The sequence below is a fragment of the Streptomyces koelreuteriae genome, from assembly GCF_018604545.1.
Taxonomy (GTDB): domain Bacteria; phylum Actinomycetota; class Actinomycetes; order Streptomycetales; family Streptomycetaceae; genus Streptomyces; species Streptomyces koelreuteriae.
In genome coordinates this window covers 2,397,706-2,417,588 of sequence record NZ_CP075896.1, presented here as the reverse complement: position 1 = coordinate 2,417,588, position 19,883 = coordinate 2,397,706, and the positions used below count along the sequence as shown (strand labels likewise).

At 72.0% G+C, this 19,883-nt stretch carries 13 protein-coding genes; 4 read left to right on the top strand and 9 right to left on the bottom strand.

The features are described from left to right. Positions 1-33 precede the first annotated feature (33 nt). The 7 genes from KJK29_RS10500 to KJK29_RS10470 form a co-directional block, all read right to left on the bottom strand. Positions 34-555, bottom strand: a complete 522-nt coding sequence (locus KJK29_RS10500) for a DUF1990 domain-containing protein (RefSeq protein ID WP_215118443.1) — start codon at positions 553-555, stop codon at positions 34-36. Between the two features lie 69 nt (positions 556-624). Further along, positions 625-2,268: a M4 family metallopeptidase gene (locus tag KJK29_RS10495; protein ID WP_215118442.1), complete on the bottom strand. Its 1,644-nt coding sequence runs from the start codon at positions 2,266-2,268 to the stop codon at positions 625-627. A 206-nt stretch (positions 2,269-2,474) separates the two neighbouring features. Then, on the bottom strand, positions 2,475-4,556 hold the full coding sequence (locus KJK29_RS10490) for a M4 family metallopeptidase (RefSeq protein WP_215118441.1): 2,082 nt from the start codon (positions 4,554-4,556) through the stop codon (positions 2,475-2,477). A 168-nt stretch (positions 4,557-4,724) separates the two neighbouring features. Continuing rightward, positions 4,725-6,497 carry an ABC transporter ATP-binding protein gene (locus KJK29_RS10485; RefSeq protein WP_215118440.1) on the bottom strand — a complete coding sequence of 591 codons (1,773 nt, stop codon included), beginning with the start codon at positions 6,495-6,497 and terminating at the stop codon, positions 4,725-4,727. Next, positions 6,494-8,248 (bottom strand): ABC transporter ATP-binding protein, encoded by a 1,755-nt coding sequence (locus tag KJK29_RS10480; protein WP_215118439.1) that lies wholly within the window; start codon positions 8,246-8,248, stop codon positions 6,494-6,496. Before KJK29_RS10480 ends, KJK29_RS10485 begins: the two co-directional genes overlap by 4 nt. A gap of 20 nt (positions 8,249-8,268) precedes the next feature. Further along, the gene (locus tag KJK29_RS10475; RefSeq protein WP_215118438.1) at positions 8,269-10,131 is read right to left on the bottom strand and encodes an ABC transporter ATP-binding protein; all 1,863 of its coding nucleotides are present in this window, start codon (positions 10,129-10,131) and stop codon (positions 8,269-8,271) included. Next, positions 10,128-12,128 carry an ABC transporter ATP-binding protein gene (locus KJK29_RS10470; protein ID WP_215118437.1) on the bottom strand — a complete coding sequence of 667 codons (2,001 nt, stop codon included), beginning with the start codon at positions 12,126-12,128 and terminating at the stop codon, positions 10,128-10,130. Before KJK29_RS10470 ends, KJK29_RS10475 begins: the two co-directional genes overlap by 4 nt. Before the next feature lie 184 nt (positions 12,129-12,312). Here KJK29_RS10470 and KJK29_RS10465 point away from each other — a divergent pair, with 184 nt between their 5' ends. From KJK29_RS10465 to KJK29_RS10450, 4 genes are read left to right on the top strand one after another with little or no spacing between them, the layout of a single operon-like run. Further along, on the top strand, positions 12,313-13,215 hold the full coding sequence (locus tag KJK29_RS10465) for an ABC transporter ATP-binding protein (protein WP_215118436.1): 903 nt from the start codon (positions 12,313-12,315) through the stop codon (positions 13,213-13,215). Further along, the gene (locus tag KJK29_RS10460; RefSeq protein ID WP_215118435.1) at positions 13,212-13,961 is read left to right on the top strand and encodes an ABC transporter permease; all 750 of its coding nucleotides are present in this window, start codon (positions 13,212-13,214) and stop codon (positions 13,959-13,961) included. The genes KJK29_RS10465 and KJK29_RS10460 overlap by 4 nt, the downstream gene beginning before the upstream one ends. Positions 13,962-14,005: 44 nt before the next feature. Next, entirely contained in the window at positions 14,006-15,259 is a 1,254-nt protein-coding gene (locus tag KJK29_RS10455) for a sensor histidine kinase (RefSeq protein ID WP_251058089.1), read from the top strand. Further along, on the top strand, positions 15,252-15,896 hold the full coding sequence (locus KJK29_RS10450) for a response regulator (protein WP_215118433.1): 645 nt from the start codon (positions 15,252-15,254) through the stop codon (positions 15,894-15,896). The genes KJK29_RS10455 and KJK29_RS10450 overlap by 8 nt, the downstream gene beginning before the upstream one ends. A gap of 9 nt (positions 15,897-15,905) precedes the next feature. Here KJK29_RS10450 and KJK29_RS10445 read toward each other — a convergent pair whose 3' ends face one another. Further along, a complete protein-coding gene (locus tag KJK29_RS10445; RefSeq protein WP_215118432.1) occupies positions 15,906-17,312 on the bottom strand; it encodes a sulfatase family protein in 1,407 nt (468 codons plus the stop codon). A gap of 165 nt (positions 17,313-17,477) precedes the next feature. Further along, positions 17,478-19,730, bottom strand: coding sequence for a glycogen debranching protein GlgX (gene glgX / locus KJK29_RS10440; protein ID WP_215118431.1), 2,253 nt, complete (start codon positions 19,728-19,730; stop codon positions 17,478-17,480). Between the last annotated feature and the right edge of the window lie 153 nt (positions 19,731-19,883).

Sequence of the window (19,883 nt, the reverse complement as noted above, 5' to 3'; positions counted from 1 at the left end):
GGCGGAGCCGCAAATCGATACAGCCCCGCGCCCCTAAAGACCGTCGCCACCCTCCGTTGCGATGTTCCGTAGGACCGCTCCACACCTGCGCGCGTACGCGTGCTGCAAGCCCCTGGTCGCCAGGCCTCCGGCCCTCGCGTACCACTTTGCTGCCCTGCTGAAGGCGTTCACCGTCAGCCAGACCGTGCCGTCTCCCGTGCGGTCGACGACGAAGGATTCCTCGCCGCACTCGGGGTGGCCGGTCAGGGTGCCGTAGGCCCAGCCGGTGCGGCGGGGTTCCTCCAGGGTCCAGACGACGCGGCAGGGGGCCTTGATCATGCCGGCGAGGGTGACGGTGACGTCGACGCCGGGGGCGGCCCGTTCCGCGCTCGCGTCGACGCCGACGCCCATGGCCCGGTGCATCTCCCAGGTGAGCACCGCCTCCGAGGCCCGCCGGAAGACCTCCTCGCCCTCCCCCAGGCGCGTGCGCACGTTCATGGGGTGGAAGCCCGGCGGGCAGAAGTGCTCCTCGCGGGTGGCGCCGACATCGGCGTAGGTGAAGTCCTCCGAAGACATGGTCCCCAAGAGTAAGGCGGTACCCGGAGCCGCCGTCGCTCCGGGTACCGCCCTGGGGTCGTGCTTCGGTCAGCCGACGTTGACCGCGGACCAGGCGGCCGCGACCGCCTTGTACTCGGTGCTGGTGGCGCCGTAGAGGTCCTTGGCCGCGTTCAGGGTCGCCGTGCGGGCGGCCGCGTACTTGGTCGTCGACGTCATGTACGTCGTCAGCGCCTTGTACCAGACCTGCAGGGCCTTGGTGCGGCCGATGCCGGTGACCGTGGAGCCGTTGGAGGTGGGCGAGTTGTAGGTCACGCCGTTGATGGTCTTCGAGCCGCTGCCCTCGGACAGCAGGTAGAAGAAGTGGTTGGCGGGACCGGAGGAGTAGTGGACGTCCAGGCCGCCGAGGCTGGAGGACCAGGCGTCCTTGGACGAGCCGTCCTTGCTGGGCTTGTCCATGTAGCGCAGCGGGGAGCCGTCGCCGTTGATGTCGATCTCCTCGCCGATGAGGTAGTCACCGACGTCGGAGGAGTTGCCGGCGAAGAACTCGGCGCCCGCGCCGAAGATGTCGCTGGTGGCCTCGTTCAGACCGCCGGACTCGCCGCTGTAGTTGAGGCCGGCCGTGGCCGACGTCAGACCGTGGCTCATCTCGTGGGCGGCCACGTCGAGCGAGGTCAGCGGGTTGGCGTTGCCCTCGCCGTCGCCGTAGGTCATGCAGAAGCAGCTGTCCGACCAGAAGGCGTTGACATAGGCGTTGCCGTAGTGGACGCGTGAGTAGGCGGCCTTGCCGTCGTTGCGGATGCCGCTGCGGCCGAAGGTGCTCTTGTAGAAGTCCCAGGTGACCTGGGCGCCGTAGTGCGCGTCGGCGGCGGCGGTCTCCAGGTTGGACGGGTTGCCGGTGCCCCAGACGTCGTCCGCGCCGGAGAACAGGGTGCCGGTGCCGGAGGTGCCGCGGTTGAGGTTGTAGGTCTTGTGGCCGCCGCGGGTGCTGTCCGTCAGGTTGTACGTCGACCCGGACTTGGTGGTCGTGAGGTCGACCTTGCCGCTGTACGTGGTGTTGCCGGTGCCGGTCTCGATCGCCTGGTGCTCGTAGAGCTTCTTGCCGGTGGCGGCGTCGGTGACGACGTGCAGCTCGTTCGGCGTGCCGTCCTCCTGGAGGCCGCCGACGACCGTCTCGTAGGCGAGGACGGGCTTGCCGTCGGCCGCCCAGATCACCTTGCGGGGCGCGGAGTTCGCCTCGGTCTTCTCCGAGCCGGCCGCCTTGGCGAGCGTCACGGCCTGCTTCTCGGCCTTGGCGGCGGCGACCGTCGGCTTGAGCGAGGCGACCTTGAGGGTGGCCTTCGTCGCTCTGGTCACGCCCTCGGTCGCACCGGACTTCGACTCGTGCACGACGAGGTCGCCGCCGAGGACCGGCAGGCCCGCGTAGGTGCGCTCGTAGCGCGTGTGGACCGAGCCGTCGACGTCCTTCACGACGTCCTTGACGACCAGCTTCTCCTGCTCGCCGAGGCCTATCTCGTCGGCGGTCTCCGGGGCGTCCGCCTGCTGCTCCTTGACCAGGGCCGTGCGGGCGGGTGCCGAGAGCAGGACGGGGGCGGCGGCGAGGGCCGGCTTGGAGGAGGAGTCGGCGGCGACGCTGCTGCCGGAGGTCAGGCCGGTGGTGAGCAGGGCGCCGGCGGCGACGGCGGTGGCGATGGCGAGCGTGGTGCGCTTGTGACGCGCGTAGAGGGGGGTCACACGAGCTCCTTGATGTGGGGGAACTGCTGGGGTGCTGTGCGGCGGGTGGGGGAAGAGTGGCACCAAGGGCGCGTACATGTCAGGAGTAACGAGTGATGTTGGCCGGAAATCGACGACAGGCTGACGGGTCCGGGCATGTGAAGCGGGCGCCGCCCCGGGGATTCGAACCCACCGGGGCGGCGCCCTGACTTGGGGACCGATGCGGCCTACGGGAAGGTGAGCTTCCAGCTGTTGATGTAGCCGGTGTCGATGGCTGCGTTGTCCTGGACCCGCAGCTGCCAGGTGCCGTTGGCGACCTCGGAGGAGGCGTTCACCGTGTAGGTCTCGTTGATGTTGTCCGCGCTGCCGCCGGTGCCGTAGCCCTTCAGCGTGTACGCGGTGCCGTCGGGGGCGACCAGATCCACCTTGAGGTCACCGATGTAGGTGTGGACGATGTCCACCGCGACCTGGAGGTTGGAGGGCGCGTTGCCCGTCCGGCCGGTGACGGTGACCGGCGAGGTGACCGCCGCGCCCCGGTCCGGGATCGCCACGTCGGCGGCGTTCTCGAAGGACGTACCGCCGCCGCCTCCGTCGCCGGGACGGGTGCCGACGTTGATGCCCGCCCACGCGTGCTGGACCGCCGTGTACTCGGCGCTGTCGGTGCCGTAGAGCTCACCGGTCGCGGCGAGGGTGCCGGTGCGGGCGCCCGCGTAGTTGGTCGTGGACGTGAACTTCGTGGTCAGCGCGCGGAACCAGATCTTCTCCGCCTTGTCCCGGCCGATGCCGGTGACCGGAAGCCCGTCCGAGGTGGCCGAGTTGTAGGTGACACCGTTGATGGTCTTGGTGCCGCTGCCCTCGCTCAGCAGGTAGAAGAAGTGGTTCGCGGGGCCCGAGGAGTAGTGCACGTCGATCGAGCCGATGCCGGAGTACCAGCTGTCCTTGGACGAGCCGTCCTTGCTCGGCTTGTCCATGTAGCGCAGCGGGGTCCCGTCGCCGTTGATGTTGATCTCCTCGCCGATGAGGTAGTCACCGACGTCGGAGGAGTTGTTCGCGTAGAACTCGACGGTCGCGCCGAAGATGTCGCTGGTGGCCTCGTTCAGACCGCCGGACTCGCCGCTGTAGTTGAGGCCCGCGGTGTTCGACGTCAGCCCGTGGGTCATCTCGTGGGCGGCCACGTCGATCGACGTCAGCGGGTTGGCGTTGCCCGAGCCGTCGCCGTAGGTCATGCAGAAGCAGCTGTCCGACCAGAACGCGTTGACGTAGTTGTTGCCGTAGTGGACCCGGGAGTACGCGCCCACGCCGTCACCGCGGATACCGCTGCGGCCGTGCACGTTCTTGTAGTAGTCCCAGGTCAGCGCGGCCCCGTAGTGGGCGTCGGCGCCGGCCGACTCCAGGTTGGAGGGCGTGCCGTTGCCCCACACGTCGTCGGGGCCGGAGAAGAGGGTGCCGGTGCCGGAGGTGCCGCGGTTGAGGTTGTACGTCTTGTGGTTGCCGCGGGCGCCGTCGGTGAGGTTGTACGTCGACCCGGACTGGGTCGTGGTGAGGTCGACCGTGCCGCTGTAGACCGTGTTGCCGGTGCCGGTCTCGATGGCCTCCCACTCGAACAGCTTGGCGCCGGTGGTGGCGTCGGTGACCACGTGCAGTTCCTGCGGGGTGCCGTCGTGCTGGAAGCCGCCGACGACCGTCTCGTACGCCACGACCGGCTTGCCGCTCGCGGCCCAGATCACCTTGCGGGGCTCGCGGTTGATGTCCGGGCTCTTGGCCTCGTCGGCCTTCCCCGCGGTGAGGGCCTGCTGCCGGGCCTTGGCGGCGGAGACCGCCGCCTTCGTCGTCGCCGGCTTGATCGCGGCGCGGGTGGCCTTCACGACGGCCGCGGTGGCGTCGGCCTTCGTGCTCTCCACGACCAGGTCGCCGCCGAGGACGGGCAGGCCCGCGTAGGTGCGCTCGTAGCGCGTGTGCACGGTGCCGTCGCGGTCCTTCAGGACATCGCGGACGACCAGCTTCTCCTGGGCGCCGAGGCCCAGGTCCTTCGCGGTCTCCGCCTTGCCGGCGTTCGCCTCCCGGATCAGCGCGGCGCGCTGCGCGGGGGTGAGCCGGACCGATTCCGATCCAGGCTTCGCCTTGCTCGCGGCCGCCGGAGCCCTGTTCTCCGGAGTCGCGGTGGCGGTGCCGGCCTGCACGGCGGTGGCGATCAGCGCGGCGACGCCGGCGAGGGCCACGACCGCGGTACGGCGAGGGGTGTGGGGAGTGCGTCTGTGGGAGGTGCCTCTTCGCGAGGAACTGCTTCTCAACACTGACTCCTTCTGCATGGCCGGGGGTCGCCCGGCCTGGGGAGGTGGAGGTGTTGCAGTGGGGTTTCTGTGGAGCAGTCGTGGGAAGCGTGGCAGGGGAGTGCGCTTTCTGTCAGGACCGCGTCAACAGTATGGCCGGAAAAGGTTCGTTGACCGGAAGTTCATGTTCGCTATACGAACGCTTGCCTAGGCGGACCCTTGACGGCCCTCGGGCAGGTCCCCGTGCCAGGAGTGCCACAGGGCCGCGTACGCCCCGCCGGCCGCCACCAGCTCGTCGTGCGTGCCCAGTTCGGTCAGCCGGCCGTCCTCCATCACCGCGACCCGGTCGGCGTCGTGCGCGGTGTGCAGCCGGTGGGCGACGGCGATGACCGTGCGCCCCTCCAGGACGGCGGCCAGGGCGCGCTCGGTGTGCCGGGCGGTCGTCGGATCGAGCAGGGCGGTCGCCTCGTCCAGGATCAGCGTGTGCGGATCCGCCAGCACCACCCGGGCGAGGGCGAGTTGCTGGGCCTGCGAGCCGTCGGTGCGGCAACCGCCCTGGCCCAGCCGGGTGTCCAGGCCCTCCGGCAGCTCCCGCACCCAGGTGTCGGCGCCGACCACGGCCAGCGCTTTCCACACCTGTGCGTCATCGGCGGACGGTTCGGCGATCCGCAGGTTGTCACGGACCGAGCCGAGGAACACATGGTGCTCCTGGGTGACCAGGACGACCTGGCGGCGCAGCCGCTCCGGTCCGAGCCCGACCACGGGCACACCACCGACCGTCACCGAGCCGGCGGTCGGCGCGTCGATGCCCGCCATCAGCCGGCTCAGCGTGGTCTTGCCCGCCCCGGACGGCCCGACCATGGCCAGCCGCTCCCCGGGCGTCACCGTCAGATCGACGCCGCGCAGCACCTCGACACCGCCGTCGTAGGCGTAGCGCATGCCGGTGACGTCGATGCGGTCGCCGTCCGGATCCGGACACTCGCCCTCCCCGGGAGTGCGCGGGGCCCGGGCCAGTCCCTCCACCCGGGCGAAGGAGGCGCCGCCCGCCTGGAGTTGCTCGATCCGGACCAGGACCTCGTCCAGCGGCGCGCTGAGCTGCGTCAGATACAGGGCCGCCGCCACCACCGCCCCGAGACTCATCGACCCGGACGCGTGCAGCGCGCCGCCGATCACCAGCACACCGGCCACCGGCAGGACGTACGACGTCTCCATCACCGGGAAGAACACCGAGCGCAGGAAGAGCGTGTAGTAGCGCGTACGGCGGGAGGTCTCCAGAGCGTCCCGGCTCGCGGCCGTGCGCTGCTCCTGGAGCCCGAACGCCTCCACCGTGCGCGCCCCGGCCGCCGTCGACGCCACGATCTCCGCCACGTCCGAGGTCGCGGCACCCTCGGCGAGGTACCCGTCGCGGGCCCTGCGCAGATACCAGCGCAACGCGATCCAGATCGGCGTCAGCGCCAGCACCGCCAGGGCGCCCAGCAGCGGGTTCGTCAGGAACACCGCGGCGACCAGGAACAACGCCTGCACCAGGTTGACGAGCAGGACCGGACCCGCGTCCCGCAGGGTGTTGCCGACGGTCGTCACATCCGCCGTCCCCCGCGCGGTCAGATCACCCGTACCGGCCCGCTCCACCACCGACGCGGGCAGCGTCAGCGCCCGGTCCACGAACCGCTCCCGCACCCGGGCCAGCGTCCGCTCCCCGAAGCGATGCCCCACGGACCGGGCCCAGCGCGCCAGCAGCACCTGTGCCAGTGCGCTCAGCAGGAGGAGCAGGGCCAGCCGGTCCACGGCGGCCACGCCCTGCCCGGCCCGCACGTCGTCGATCATCCTGCCCAGCAGCCACGGTCCGGCGAGCCCGGCCACGGCCGCGAGCGCGTTCAGGCCCAGGACGACACCGAAGGCACGGGCGTCGGCCCGTACGAGTCCGAGCAGGGCGCGCCGGACGTCGGCCCGGGCGGCGACCGGCAGTTGTCCCTGGCTCATCCCGCGACCTCTTCCGTTTCCCTCGCGACGAGTGCGCGGTAGGCGGGGGCGGTGTCGAGGAGTTCGTGGTGGGTGCCGGAGGCTTCGACCTTGCCGTCCTTCAGGTAGAGGACGGTGTCCGTGCGGTCCAGGACCAGGGGGGAGGTGGTGGTGACGACGGTGGTGCGGCCTTGGCGGGCGTCTCTGAGCCGGGCGGCGACTGTGGCCTCTGTGTGGGCGTCGAGGGCGGAGGTGGGTTCGATGGTGAGGAGGATGTCGGGGTCGGTGAGGAGGGCTCTTGCCAGGCGGATGCGTTGGCGTTGGCCGCCGCTGAGATTTCTCGCCTGGGCGTCCATCTGGGTGTTCAGGCCGTGGGGGAGGGCTTGGACGATGTCTTCGGCTGCGGCGGTGTGGAGCGCCTTCTGAAGTGCGGGGTTGAGTTGTGTGGCGTGTGCGGGTGCGTTGTGGCTTGTCGCGCAGTTCGCCGCGCCCCTGAAGGAAGGGGCGATCATCTCCTGGAGGGTTCCCGCGAACAGGTCGGCCTCGTGGTCCGCCACCACGATGTGGGATCGGAGCTGGTTCAGGGCGATCTCGTCCAGGCGGATGTCTCCCCAGGTCGCGTTCGACGGGGTGTAGCGGCCCAGGCGGTCCACCACCGCTGTGGCATCCGCCGGGTGTTCGGCCACCAGAGCCGTCAAGCGGCCCGGCAGGACCCGTACGCCCGACTCGGGGTCGTACAGGGCCGACGGTTCGGAGGGGGCGTCCAGGGTGCCGGTGTCGGGCATCGGGTCCAGGCGCAGGAACCGTACGACGCGCCGTGCGCACACCAGGCCCCGGCTGAGCTGGTAGCCGCACTCGACCAGGAAGGCCACCGGCCACACCAGCACGGCCACATAGCCGTAGACGGACACCAACTGGCCCACCGTGATGTCGCCCTGGGCGGTGAGCCGGGCCGCCAGCCAGGTCACCACCGCCAGGAACAGGGTCGGCAGCCCCGTTCCCAGCGCCTGCACCCAGCTGGTCACCCTCCCCACCCGGTAGCCCTGCTCGCGCAGCCGCCGTGAGTCCTGCTGGAAGGCGTCCGCCACCAGTTGCTTGCCGCCCAGGCCGGCGAGGACGCGCAGCCCGCCCGCGAGGTCGCCGATCCGGGCCGTCAGCACGCCCTGCCGCTCGCGGTACTCCGCCTCCGACCCCCGCAACCGGCCGAGCAACGGCCCGACCAGCAGGAGGATCACCGGCAGGCCGAGCAGCACGACCGCGGCGACCAGCCCCGAGACCGACATCAGCAGCAGGGCGGTGACCAGATAGCCCAGGACCGCCCCGACCCCGGGCCCCACCACCGTCAGCGACTGGCTGACCGTCTGCACATCGCCCACGCCGATCGTGACGACCTCACCCGCACTCGCCTGTCGCCGCAGCGAGGCGCCGAGGCGCACCGCCTGGCCGACGACCACCTTCACCGTGCGGAAGTTGGCGTCCATCCGCACCCGGGTCATCGTGCGGTGCCGCATGACGCTCAGCCAGGCGTTGAACGCGCCCACCGCGAACAGCGCCCCGCTCCACAGGACCAGGGCGCGCATGTCGCCGGGCTCGAGACCGTCGTCGATCGCCCGGGACATCAGATACGGCGTGGCCGCCAGCAGCACCATCCACACACTGCCGAACACCGCCCCGGCCGCACACCGCCCGGGCTGCCGGGTGACCAGCCACCACAGGTAGCGGCCCCCGCCTCGGCGGTCGGGTGTGCCCGGGTCCTCGTACGCGTCGATCATCCGCCCGCCCTCCGCCGCCGCTACGCCAGACTGTCCCGCCAGGCCCGGTGCAGATCGGCGAACCTGCCCGTGCCCGCGACGAGTTCGGCCGGTGCGCCGTCCTCGACGATCTTCCCCTGCTCCATCACCAGGACGCGGTCCGCGATCTCGACGGTCGACAGCCGGTGGGCGATGACCACCGCCGTGCGTCCCTTCAGCACCGTCGCCATCGCCCGCTGCACCGCGCGCTCGCCCGGGATGTCCAGCGAGCTGGTGGCCTCGTCGAGGATCAGCACCGCCGGATCGGCCAGCAACGCCCTTGCGAACGCGACCAGTTGCCGCTGCCCGGCCGAGATGCGGCCGCCGCGCTTGCGTACGTCGGTGTCGTAGCCGTCGGGCAGGGCGCTGATGAAGTCGTGGGCGCCGATCTCCTTCGCGGCCTGCTCCATCTCCGCGCGGGTGGCGTCCGGGCGGCCGATCGCGATGTTCTCGGCGACCGTGCCCGAGAACAGGAAGGCTTCCTGCGTCACCATGACCACCCCGCGCCGCAGGTCGGGCACCGCGAGGTCGCGCAGGTCGACGCCGTCCAGCAGCACCCGGCCCTCGGAGGGGTCGTAGAACCGGGCCAGCAGCTTGGCCAGCGTGGACTTCCCGGCGCCCGTGGAGCCGACGACCGCGACGGTCTGCCCGGCCGGGATCGTCAGGTCGAAGCGGGGCAGCACCTCGCCGCCGGTGCGGTAGCCGAAGCCGACGCCGTCGAAGACGACCTCGCGGCCCGGGTGCTCGCTCGCCAGGGGCGGGAGCGGCCGGGGGCCGGCCGGCTCGGGGACGGACGGGGTCTGGGCGAGCAGCCCGGCGATCTTCTCCAGCGAGGCTGCCGCCGACTGGTAGGAGTTGAGGAACATCCCGAGCCGGTCGATCGGGTCGTACAGCCGCCGCAGGTACAGCACGGCCGCCGCCAGCACCCCGAGGGCCAGGGTGCCGCCCGCGACGCGGTAGGCGCCCCACAGGACGATCCCCGCGACCGCCGTGTTGGCGACCAGCCGCGAGCCGGTGACGTAACGGGCCATCTCCAGCAGCGCGTTGCCGTTGGTCCGCTCGTGCCGCTCGTTGAGCAGGCCGAAGTCCGCGTCGTTGACGGCCTCGCGGCGGAAGGCGCGCACGGGCCGGATGCCGTTCATCGTCTCGACGAACTTCACGATGACGGCCGCGATGGCGGTGGACCGCGCCCGGTACACCCGCCCGGCGCGCCGCTGGTACAGCCGTACCAGGGCGTAGAGCGGCACGAAGGACGCCACCGCCACACCACCGAGGCCCAGGTCGAGCCAGAGCAGCATCGCCGAGATGTAGACGAAGGACAGGACGACCGTCACGAGTTCCTGCAGGCCCTCTTCCAGCAGTTCGCGCAGCGACTCCACGTCCGCCGTGGAGCGGGAGATGAGCCGGCCCGAGGTGTAGCGCTCGTGGAAGTCGACGCTCAGCGCCTGCGCGTGGCGGAAGATCCGGCCGCGCAGGTCGAGCAGCACGTCCTGGCTGACGCGGGCCGCGGCGAGGACGAAGGCCCACTGCAACCCGCCCGCGGCCAGCGCGCAGACGAGATAGCCGGCGCCCACCGCGATCAGCGGCCCGTGGTCGCCGGCCCGGAACGCCGGTACGGCACGGTCGATGGCGTACGCCACGAGCAGCGGGCCCGCCTGCACGACCGCCTGCTGGAGCAGCAGCAGAACCGTCGTGACCGTGACCCGGGTCCTCAGGGGCGCGAGCAGGGAGCGCAGCAGGGCGGCGGTGGCGCCCGGGGGAGTGGGCAGGACGTCCTGGTCGAAGGGGTCGCCGGTGGCGGCGGGCCGGTCGTCGGGTTCCTCGTCGGGTTTCCTGTCGGCCGGTGTGCTGGTGGCCGCCGTCATCGTGCGCCCTCCTCTTCCCCTGACATCAGGTGCGCGTACTCCGCGTTCGTCCGCAGCAGTTCCTGGTGGGTGCCGACCGCGGCGATCCGGCCGCCGGACAGCAGCGCGACCCGGTCGGCGAGCAGCACGGTGGACGGGCGGTGTGCCACGATCAGGGCGGTCGTGTCCGCGAGGACGTCCCGCAGGGCGGCCTCCACGGCGGCCTCGGTGTGCACGTCCAGCGCCGACAGCGGATCGTCCAGGACGAGGAACTCCGGCCGGCCGACGACGGCCCTGGCCAGCGCGAGACGCTGCCGCTGCCCGCCGGAGAGGCTGAGGCCCTGCTCGCCGACCTGGGTGTCCGTCCCCTGCGGCAGCGCGTGCACGAAGTCGGCCTGGGCGACGGCGAGGGCGCGCTCCAGCTCCGCCGTCCCGGCCGTGCCGTCGGCCCCCATGAGAACGTTGTCGCCCACCGCTGCCGAGAAGAGCGTGGGCTCCTCGAACGCGACGGCCACCTTGGCGCGCAGCGCGTCCCTCGACAGCTCGGTGACGCCGACGCCGTCGAGGGTGATGCGGCCCGAGGTCACCTCGTAGAGACGCGGGATGAGCGCGGTGAGGGTCGTCTTGCCACTGCCGGTGGCGCCGACCAGGGCCATCGATTCGCCGGGGCGGACGTGCAGGTCGATGTGCTGGAGGACGGGCGGGGAGTCGGCGGGGGCGTCGGGGTAGCGGAAGGTGACGCCGTGAAAGCGCAAGCCCGCCCGAGCCGCGGGCGGCCGCACCACCGATGCGGCCCGCGCGGGCGCGTCGGCACCTCGTGACGCCGAGTCACGTGCCCGGTCCTCCGACAGGGACGCCGAGTCGTGCGCCGGGTTCTCCCGTAGGAACGCCGAGTCGCGTGCCGGGCCCGCGGGAAGGGACGCCGAGGTCCCGGCCACCACCGGCGCCCGGTCCTCCGGCGGCGACGCCGAGTCACGCGCCCCGCCTCCCGGCAGCGACGCCGGACTTCCAGCCGCTCCCGGCTCCTCCACCTCCTCGTCCATCACCTCGAAATACCGCTCCGTCGCCGTCGCCGCCTCCTGGCTCATCGCCAGCAGGAAGCCGATCGACTCCACCGGCCACCGCAGGGCCAGTGCCGTCGACAGGAACGCCACCAGCGTGCCCGCCGACAAGCCGCCGTCGGCGACCTGTACGACGCCCACGACCAGCGCCGCGCCGATCGCCATCTCGGGCAGCGTCACGATGACGCCCCAGATCGTCGCCAGCAGCCGCGCCTTGCGCAGTTCCGTGCCGCGCAGCTTCCCCGACAGGTCCCGGAACGCCCGCGCCTGGCTCCGGTGGCGGCCGAACCCCTTGATGACGCGGATGCCGAGCACGCTCTCCTCGACGACCGTCGTCAGATCGCCGACCTGGTCCTGCGCGCGCCGCGCCACCTCGGCGTACCGCTTCTCGAAGACCACGCAGGTCACCATCACGGGCACGGCGGGCCCGAGGATCACCAGCCCCAGCGTCCAGTCCTGGAGCAGCATGATGATCACGCCGATCACTATCGTCACCCCGTTGACCAGCAGGAACGTCAGCGGGAAGGCGAGGAACATACGGACGAGGCCCAGGTCCGCGATCCCCCGCGACAGCAACTGCCCGGAGGCCCAGCGGTCGTGGAAGGACACCGGCAGCCGCTGCAGGTGCCGGTACAGATCCGCCCGCATCGACGCCTCGACATGGGCCAGCGGCCGGGCCACCAGCCAGCGCCGCAGCCCGAACAGCAGGGCCTCCGCGAAGCCGAGCAGCAGCAGGAACAGCGCCCCGAGCCACACCCCGGCCGGGTCCCGGTCGGCGACCGGCCCGTCCACCAGCCACTTCAGGACGAGCGGGATCACCAGGCCCGTGCTGGAGGCGACTATCGCCACGAACGCGGCGCTGAACAGCCGTGCCCGCGCGGGCCGCACGTACGGCCACAGGCGCAACAGGGAGCGCACGGCAGAACGGTCGGGGGCGGGGGCGGATGTCGTGGCCATCAGCGGTGAGCCTACGGACCGCCACTGACACTGCCCACCGAGTTTTCCCCGAGTCCGGCTCGGTCCTTGGTCCTACGACCTGGGTGTTCGGGGGGTCGTAGGGCGGGCATCAGCCGATCGGCTGATGCCCGTTCGAGCGCGACGGGCGATGTGCGCGGACCCGCCGCACCGGGACCCTCGGTCCATGTCCGTCATCGAAGTCACCGATCTGCGCAAGGCCTATGCCGGCCGCCCGGCCGTGGACGGCGTCTCCTTCGCCGTCGAGGAGGGCGAGATCTTCGGGATCCTCGGCCCGAACGGCGCCGGCAAGACCACCACCGTGGAGTGCGTCGAGGGCCTGCGTGTCCCCGACTCCGGCCGGGTCCGCGTCACCGGCCTCGACCCGGTCGCCGACCACGAGCGCGTCGCCCAGGTCCTGGGCGCCCAGCTCCAGGAGAGCCGGCTCCAGCCCAAACTCACCGTCCGAGAGGCGCTGGAGCTCTACAGCGCGTTCTATCCGCGCCCCGTCGACTGGCGCCCGCTGGCCGAACGCCTCGGCCTGGAGGAGAAGCTGACCACCCGCTTCGCCAAGCTGTCGGGCGGTCAGAAGCAGCGCCTGTTCATCGCGCTCGCCCTGATCGGCGACCCCCGGGTCGTCGTCCTGGACGAGCTCACCACCGGCCTCGACCCACGCGCCCGCCGCGCCACCTGGCAGCTCATCGAGGACGTCCGCGCCGGGGGCGTCACGGTCCTGCTCGTCACGCACTTCATGGAGGAGGCACAGCGGCTCTGCGACCGGATCGCCGTGATCGACAAGGGCCGGGTCGCCGCCCTCGACACCCCCTCCGGGCTGATCCGCCGCTCGGCGGGCGCCACCGTCATCAGCTTCACCCCGTCCACGCCCCTGGACGACCGTGAGCTGAACACGCTCCCCGCCCTGGTCGCCGTCGAGAACAAGGACGGCCGGATCACGCTGTCCGGCACGGACGACACGGTCAACGCCGTGCTGTCGCTGCTCGCCCGCCACCACATCACCGCCCGCCAACTCCGCGTCACCGACGCCACGCTGGACGACGCGTTCCTGGACCTCACGGAGGCCTCCGCATGAGCACGGCCCTCATCAACCCCGCTGTGCTGCGCAGCGAGTTCCGGCTCTTCCGGCGCGAGCCGGGCAGCCTCTTCTGGATCCTGCTGTTCCCGGCCCTGCTGCTGGGCGTCCTCGGTTCCGTGCCGTCGTTCCGCGAGGCGCAGGACGGGCTCGGCGGGCTGCGGATCGTCGACGTCTACGTGCCCGTCTGCGTCCTGGTCGCCCTCATCATGGCCGGAGTGCAGGCGATGCCGCCCACCCTCACCGGCTACCGCGAGAACGGCATCCTGCGCCGGCTCTCCACCACTCCCGTCCGGCCCTCGGCCCTGCTGGCCGCCCAGATGCTGGTGAACGGCGTGGCGGCCCTGGCCTCCGCGCTGCTCACACTCCTCGTCGGACGGCTCGCCTGGGACGTGACGCTGCCCGAACAGCCCGTCGGGTACCTGCTCGCGCTGCTCCTCGCCGTGCTCGCCGCCATCTCGCTGGGCGCGGTGATCTCGGCACGGGCCCGCACGACGAAGATCGCGACCGCGATCGGGACGGCCGTGTTCTTCCCGATGATGTTCTGCGCCGGGGTCTGGGTGCCCGTGCAGGCCATGCCGGACCTGCTGGGCCGCATCGTCCAGTGCACCCCCTTCGGCGCCGCCGCACGGGCCCTGGACCAGGCCGCAGCGGGCGACTGGCCGGGCTGGGGCCATCTGGCCGTCCTCGCCGCCTGGACCGCGGTGCTCTCGGCGTCGGCCGCGCGCTGGTTCCGCTGGGAATGACCGGCGCCCGGGGAGGGGACACGGCCGTGGCCGACACTGTGGGCATGACGGACGTGGCGGGTGTGGAGCAGCGGTGGGCGGCGTACTTCCGCTGGGGGCCGTACGGGATGCTCGCGGCGGGCACCGTGCTCTGCGTGGCCACGGTCGACGCGGTCGGCATGACCGGGCGGGAGCGGTACGCCACCGTCGTCCTGGTCGGCGCCGCCGTGGCCCTCCAAGTCTGGTGGGGGCGCTGGTCCCGCGGCCGGCCCCTGGCCCCGTCGGTGCCGGGCGCCTGCTACTACTTCGTGCGCTGGGCGCTGGCCTTCGCGCTGAGCTGGTTCAACCCGTTCTTCGCCTTCTACGCCGCCGCCGGATTCGTCGGCCCCGACCGGCTGCTGCGGGGGCGCCCGCTCAGACTCGGGCTGCTGGCGACCGCGGTGACCATCGCGGGGTCGCAGTCCGGCGGCATGCCCCTGCACGGGCCGCTGAACTGGGCGGTGTTCGGCGCGCTGCTCTGCGTCCACATCGCGCTGCTGATCGTCTTCGGGCAGCTCGCCGCGCGCGAGGAGGAACGCACCCGGATCCAGACCGCCAGCATCACCGAACTGGAACGCACCAACGCGGCCCTGCAGCAGGCCCTCGACGAGAACGCCGCCCTGCACGCCCAGCTCCTGGTGCAGGCCCGGGAGGCCGGCGTCGCCGACGAGCGCCGGAGGCTCGCCGCCGAGATCCACGACACCATCGCCCAGGGGCTGACCGGCATCATCGCCCAGCTCCAGGTCGTCGCGAACGCCCCCGACCTGGCCGTGGCCCGCACCCACCTCGAACGCGCCTCGGACCTGGCCCGGCACAGCCTCGGCGAGGCCCGCCGCTCCGTGCACAACCTCGCCCCCGTGGCACTGGCCGACGCCGGACTGCCCGAAGCCCTGAAGAAGACGGTCGCCGAATGGGGCGAACGGACCGGAGTGCGCGCCGAGTTCACGGTCACCGGCACCGACGAGCGACTCCACGAGGAGATCGCGGCCACGCTCCTGCGGATCGTCCAGGAGGCCCTCTCCAACACCGCCCGGCACGCCGCCGCAGGCCGGGTCGGTGTCACCCTGTCCTTCGTCGGTGACGAGGTCATCCTCGACATCCGTGACGACGGCCGCGGCTTCGACCCGCTCACCGTCCCCGAACGCGACCGGGCCGGCGGCTTCGGCCTCGACGGTATGCGCGCCCGCGCCGAACGCGTCGCCGGGTCCCTCACCGTCGAGTCGGAGCCGGGCCACGGTACGGCCGTCTCCGCTCGCGTACCGTTGGTCCGCCATGACTGACGCCGCCGCGATCACCCTGCTCGTCGTCGACGACCACCCCGTCGTACGGGACGGCCTGCGCGGCATGTTCGAGTCCGCGCCGGGCTTCGGCGTGCTGGGGGAGGCGTCGAACGGCGTCGAGGCGGTCGCGCTCGCCGCCGCCCTGGACCCGGACGTGATCCTGATGGACCTGCGCATGCCGGGCGGCGGGGGAGTGGACGCCATCCGCGAGCTGACCCGCACCGGCGCCCGCGCCAAGATCCTCGTCCTCACCACGTACGACACCGACTCCGACACCCTCCCCGCGATAGAGGCGGGCGCGACGGGCTACCTCCTGAAGGACGCCCCGAGGGACGAACTGTTCGCGGCGGTCCGCGCGGCGGCGGAAGGCCGGACCGTCCTCTCCCCGGCCGTGGCCTCCCGCCTGGTCTCCGCGGTCCGCACGCCCCGCACCCCCGGCAACGACACCCTCTCCGTCCGCGAGCGCGAGGTCCTGGCCCTCGTCGCCAAGGGCACCTCCAACCGCGAGATCGCCCGCGAACTGTTCGTCAGCGAGGCCACGGTCAAGACCCACCTCACGCACCTCTACGCCAAGCTGGGCGTGAAGGACCGTGCGGCGGCGGTGGCCACGGCGTACGAGCGAGGCATCCTGGGCTAGCCGGCCCGGCTAGCCCGGGTACGGCAGCAGCCCCGCCGCGGTCTGCTCCCAGGCCGCCTTCAGCTCGGTGAGCAACTCCGGCTCGTCGGGGGCGAGGTCGGCCTGTTCGCGGGAGTCGGTGGCCAGGTCGTACAGGTGGTCGGTGCCCTTGGCGTCCCGGTAGTACTTCCAGTCGCCGCGCCTCAGGGCCCGGTTGCCGCGCGTCCGCCAGAACAGGTCCCGCTCGGGCAGCCGTTCGCCGCGCAGCAGGTAGCCGGCGAGGCTCGTGCCGTCCAGCGGATACGCCGGGTCGGGCCGGGCACCGGCCAGCTCCAGCAGGGTCGCGGTCCAGTCGGGGGAGAAGTTCGGCTCGTGGCTGACCTGGCGGCCGTCGATCCGGGCGGGCCAGCGCAGGATCGTGGGCACCCGGATGCCGCCCTCCTGGAGGGAGAACTTCTGGCCGCTGAGAGGCCACAGATACGACCAGCGTTCGCCGCCGTTGTCGCTGGCGAACAGCACGACGGTGTTCTCCTCCTGGCCCGAGCGGCGCAGGGCGGCGAGCACCTCGCCGACGGCCGCGTCCAGGCTCTGAACCATCTGCGTGTACTTCTCGACCGAGCCGCCGTCGTAGTGGTTCAGGGCCTTGCTGACCTCGGCCTGGGACGTCGCCGCCCGGATCTTCGCCGCGATCTCGGCACCGGTCTCCTCGTCGCCCTCGGCGAGCCAGGGCCAGTGCGGGGTGGTGAAGTTGAGGTTGAGCAACCAGGGCCGGTCATGGTCCCGGCCGACGTACTCGACGGCCCGCTCGGTCAGCACCGTCGTGTAGTACCGCAGATCCTTGTACTCGGCGTCCCCCTCGTAGAGGTCGTGGTCGCCGAGCTGGCCGAGCTTGGAGAAGTACTCCAGCACGCCCCCGTGATTGCCGAAGAACTCGTCCCAGCCCGACTTGGTGGGGCTGAAGTCGGGCAGCCAGCCGCAGTGCCACTTGCCGATGAGGGCGGTGGCGTAGCCCGCCTTCTTCAGCAGGGAGGCGAGGGTGGGGTGGTGGGGGTCCAGGCCCTGCGAACGGTCGGCCATCGGCTCGGCGAGCCCGCCTTTGGTACGGCCCGGATAGCGCCCGGTGTAGAGGCTGAACCGGGTCGGGGAGCAGGTCGAGGAGCCGGAGTAGGCGTCGGTGAACCGCACGCCCTGGCGGGCCAGCCGGTCCAGGTTCGGCGTCCTGATGTGCGGGGCGCCGTAGGAGGACAGGTCGGCCCAGCCGAGGTCGTCGCCCAGGATGACGAGGACGTTGGGGCGACGGCCGGAGGCGGCACCGGGGCGGGCCCGGAACGGCCGCTCGGCGGGCACGGCTTCGGCGCCGGTGGCCGTACCGGCGACGGCGCCCACGGCACCACCACCGACGAGGGCACCGAGGGCACGACGGGATATCTCGGGCATGCGGAAGTCCTGGAGGTGTCGACGAGCAGGAGGGGGAGGGAGGCGCCGCGGCTCAGCAGGGACGCTGCCAGCGGTCCGACGACGGGGTCAAGAAGATCCCCGCCGAGTTCACGGACCCGCAACGCCCCGCAACAAAGCGGCAGCCTTACCGGGCGAAACGCTGCCTCAGCCCGCCACCCGCAGCAGCAGCACCGCCCGCCCCGGCATCGTGATCTCCGCCCCCGCCCGGTGCTCCACGCCCGGTGCCTCCCCCTGCTCCTCCAGGCTCGTGTCGACGACGACCTCGTACCGCTCCGCCCAGGGCGGCCCCGGCAGTTCGAAACTCACCGGTCCCTCGCCCGCGTGCAGCACGGCGAGGAAACTGTCGTCGAGGATCTGCGCCCCGCGCTCGTCCCGGCCCGGGATGTCCCGGCCGGACAGATACATCCCCAGCGTGGCGGCGGGCGCGTACCAGTCCTGCTCCGTCATCTCCGTGCCCCGGGACGTGAACCAGGCCAGGTCGCGCAGCCCGTCCGCGGTCTGCGCCCGGCCCGAGAAGAACGCCCGGCGGCGGAGCACCGGGTGCCGGTGGCGCAGCGCGATCAGCCGGGAGGTCAGCTCGAACAGGGCATGCCAACCGGGATCCTCCAGCAGCCCCCAGTCCACCCAGCTGATCTCGTTGTCCTGGCAGTAGGCGTTGTTGTTGCCGCGCTGGGTGCGGCCCAGTTCGTCGCCCGCGACCAGCATCGGCACGCCCGTCGACAGCAGCAGCGTGGTCAGCAGGTTCCGCAGCTGCCGGCGCCGCAGCGCCCTGACCCCCTCGTCCTCGGTCTCGCCCTCGGCGCCGCAGTTCCAGGCCCGGTTGTCGTTCGTGCCGTCGCGATTGCCCTCGCCGTTGGCCTCGTTGTGCTTGCGCTCGTAACTCACCAGGTCGCGCAGGGTGAAGCCGTCGTGCGCCGTCACGAAGTTGACGGACGCGTACGGCCGGCGCCCGCCCCAGGCGTACAGATCGCTGGAGCCCGACAGCCGGTAGCCCATCTCCCGTACGTCGGGCAGCGCGTGCCGCCAGAAGTCCCGTACGGCGTCGCGGTAGCGGTCGTTCCACTCCGTCCACAGCGGCGGGAACGCCCCCACCTGGTAGCCGCCCGACCCCACGTCCCACGGCTCGGCGATCAGCTTCACCCGGCGCAGCACCGGGTCCTGGGCGATGACCGCGAGGAACGGGGAGAGCATGTCGACGTCGTGCATCGAGCGGGCCAGCGCCGCCGCCAGGTCGAAGCGGAAGCCGTCCACGCCCATCTCCGTCACCCAGTACCGCAGCGAGTCCGTGATCAGGCGCAGCACCTGCGGCTGGACCACGTGCAGGGTGTTGCCGCAGCCGGTGTAGTCGGCGTAGCGGCGCGGATCGTTCTGGAGCCGGTAGTAGCCGCGGTTGTCGATGCCCTTCAGGGACAGCGTCGGGCCGAGTTCGCCCGCCTCCGCCGTGTGGTTGTAGACCACGTCGAGGATGACCTCGATCCCGGCCGCGTGCAGGGCGCGCACCATGCGCTTGAACTCGCCGACCTGCTCACCCCTCGTCCCGGAGGCCGCGTAGGCCGCGTGCGGGGCGAAGTAGCCGATGGAGTTGTAGCCCCAGTAGTTGCCGAGGCCTCTGCGCAGCAGATGGTCCTCGTGCGCGAACTGGTGCACCGGCAGCAGCTCCACCGCCGTCACGCCCAGCCTCACCAGGTGCTCGATCGCGGCCGGGTGCGCGAGCCCGGCGTAGGTGCCGCGCAGCTCCTCGGGGATGCCCGGGTGCAGCGCGGTGAAGCCCTTGACGTGCAGCTCGTAGATCACCGAGTCCGCCCACGGCGTCTTCGGGCGGCGGTCGTCGGACCAGTCGTCGTCATCGTGGACGACGACACCCTTGGGGACGTACGGCGCCGAGTCCCGGTCGTCGCGCACGGTGTCGGCGACATGCTGCTGCGGCCAGTCGCGCACATGCCCGTACACCTCCGGCGGCAGGCCGAAGTCTCCGTCCACCGCGCGGGCGTACGGGTCGAGCAGCAGCTTCGCCGGGTTCCAGCGGGCTCCGGTCCACGGGTCCCAGCGGCCGTGCACCCGGTAGCCGTAGCGCCGGCCGGGCAGCACGCCGGGGACGAAGCCGTGCCAGATCTCGTGGGTCAGCTCGGTCAGCCGGGCCCGCGACTCCTTGCCCGCCTCGTCGAAGAGGCACAGCTCCACCCCCTCCGCCCCGCCCGCCCACAACGCGAAGTTGGTCCCCGCCACCCCGTCCGGGCCGACCCGGAACCGGGCGCCCAGCGGCGTCGCCGCACCCGGCCAGGCGGACACCATGGGCGGCGGCGCGGGCCGCCGTACGCCGTTCGCGGCGGCGGCCTGGCGCCCGTTCCCGGTGGCCTGATGGCCGGCCACCGCCTCCTGCTCGGCTGCGCTGGACACCTGTCAGCCTCCCGCGGCTCGTGGAACGACCGGGGACAGAGGGATGCGGACCTGTACTGCGGCCCGGGCCGCGGCTCCCCTGCGCGTCGTCCTCCCCACTGTTCTGCCCAGAGCATGGGTCGCACTCACGTTTCCCCGGGGGCGGGCATGGTC

What these genes read in the sequence shown, in the direction of transcription:
- KJK29_RS10500 (WP_215118443.1), bottom strand. Translation starts at nt 555, where the DNA reads ATGTCTTCGGAGGACTTCACCTACGCCGATGTCGGCGCCACCCGCGAG.
- KJK29_RS10490 (WP_215118441.1), bottom strand. Translation starts at nt 4,556, where the DNA reads ATGCAGAAGGAGTCAGTGTTGAGAAGCAGTTCCTCGCGAAGAGGCACC.
- KJK29_RS10485 (WP_215118440.1), bottom strand. Translation starts at nt 6,497, where the DNA reads ATGAGCCAGGGACAACTGCCGGTCGCCGCCCGGGCCGACGTCCGGCGC.
- KJK29_RS10480 (WP_215118439.1), bottom strand. Translation starts at nt 8,248, where the DNA reads ATGATCGACGCGTACGAGGACCCGGGCACACCCGACCGCCGAGGCGGG.
- KJK29_RS10475 (WP_215118438.1), bottom strand. Translation starts at nt 10,131, where the DNA reads ATGACGGCGGCCACCAGCACACCGGCCGACAGGAAACCCGACGAGGAA.
- KJK29_RS10470 (WP_215118437.1), bottom strand. Translation starts at nt 12,128, where the DNA reads ATGGCCACGACATCCGCCCCCGCCCCCGACCGTTCTGCCGTGCGCTCC.
- KJK29_RS10465 (WP_215118436.1), top strand. Translation starts at nt 12,313, where the DNA reads ATGTCCGTCATCGAAGTCACCGATCTGCGCAAGGCCTATGCCGGCCGC.
- KJK29_RS10460 (WP_215118435.1), top strand. Translation starts at nt 13,212, where the DNA reads ATGAGCACGGCCCTCATCAACCCCGCTGTGCTGCGCAGCGAGTTCCGG.
- KJK29_RS10455 (WP_251058089.1), top strand. Translation starts at nt 14,006, where the DNA reads ATGACGGACGTGGCGGGTGTGGAGCAGCGGTGGGCGGCGTACTTCCGC.
- KJK29_RS10450 (WP_215118433.1), top strand. Translation starts at nt 15,252, where the DNA reads ATGACTGACGCCGCCGCGATCACCCTGCTCGTCGTCGACGACCACCCC.
- KJK29_RS10445 (WP_215118432.1), bottom strand. Translation starts at nt 17,312, where the DNA reads ATGCCCGAGATATCCCGTCGTGCCCTCGGTGCCCTCGTCGGTGGTGGT.